At 53.2% G+C, this 1,418-nt stretch carries 1 protein-coding gene; it reads left to right on the top strand.

What is annotated here, in order from left to right:
• Window positions 1–1,418, top strand: a 1,418-nt coding sequence (locus C8R11_RS15780) for an SdrD B-like domain-containing protein (RefSeq protein WP_280523915.1), incomplete at both ends; no start/stop codon positions are given.

The following is a 1,418-nucleotide window of genomic DNA, read 5'->3' as shown; positions in this document are numbered from 1 at the left end:
GGATTAAGCGATATTATCAGCCTGGCAGCGGGTGAATCCAATCAAACTATTGATGCAGGGCTAGTGCAACCCACCCCAGAACCCGCATCGATCTCGGGATTTGTTTATTGCGACGATAACGATGATGGCGTTAAAGATGCCGGCGAGGTGGGCCTGAACAATGTGACGATTCAGTTACTGAACGCCGCGGGCGTTGTGATCAGCACGACCACCACCGCCGCAGATGGTTCGTATTCGTTCACAGGCCTGGATGCAGGCACTTACAGTGTCGTGGAACCCACCCAGCCTGCTGGTAAAAATGATGGCAAGGAGACAGCCGGCAGCACCGGTGGTAACACAGACGTTAACGAAACCATTAGCCAGATCACGGTTAATGCAGGTGAAAACAGCACTGATAACAACTTTGGTGAAGTCCTTCCGCCACCAGAACCCGCATCGATCTCGGGATTTGTTTATTGCGACGATAACGATGATGGCGTTAAAGATGCCGGCGAGGTGGGTCTGAACGGTGTGACGATTCAGTTACTGAACGCCGCGGGCGTTGTGATCAGCACGACCACCACCGCCGCAGATGGTTCGTATTCGTTCACAGGCCTGGATGCAGGCACTTACAGTGTCGTGGAACCCACCCAGCCTGCTGGTAAAAATGATGGCAAGGAGACAGCCGGCAGCACCGGTGGTAACACAGACGTTAACGAAACCATTAGCCAGATCACGGTTAATGCAGGTGAAAACAGCACTGATAACAACTTCGGTGAAGTCCTTCCGCCACCAGAACCCGCATCGATCTCGGGATTTGTTTATTGCGACGATAACGATGATGGCGTTAAAGATGCCGGCGAGGTGGGCCTGAACAATGTGACGATTCAGTTACTGAACGCCGCGGGCGTTGTGATCAGCACGACCACCACTGCCGCAGATGGTTCCTATTCGTTCACAGGCCTGGATGCAGGCACTTACAGTGTCGTGGAACCCACCCAGCCTGCTGGTAAAAATGATGGCAAGGAGACAGCCGGCAGCACCGGTGGTAACACAGACGTTAACGAAACCATTAGCCAGATCACGGTTAATGCAGGTGAAAACAGCACTGATAACAACTTTGGTGAAGTCCTTCCGCCACCAGAACCCGCATCGATCTCGGGATTTGTTTATTGCGACGATAACGATGATGGCGTTAAAGATGCCGGCGAGGTGGGTCTGAACGGTGTGACGATTCAGTTACTGAACGCCGCCGGCGTTGTGATCAGCACGACCACCACCGCCGCAGATGGTTCCTATTCGTTCACAGGCCTGGATGCAGGCACTTACAGTGTCGTAGAACCTACCCAGCCTGCTGGTAAAAATGATGGCAAGGAGACAGCCGGCAGCACCGGTGGCAACACAGACGTTAACGAAACCATTAGCCAGATCACGGTTAA

The sequence above is a fragment of the Nitrosomonas aestuarii genome (assembly GCF_003046585.1).
In the GTDB taxonomy this organism is placed as follows: Bacteria; Pseudomonadota; Gammaproteobacteria; order Burkholderiales; family Nitrosomonadaceae; genus Nitrosomonas; species Nitrosomonas aestuarii.
The sequence above is the reverse complement of the archived record's forward strand: the minus strand, read 5'-3'. Positions and strand labels throughout refer to the sequence as shown.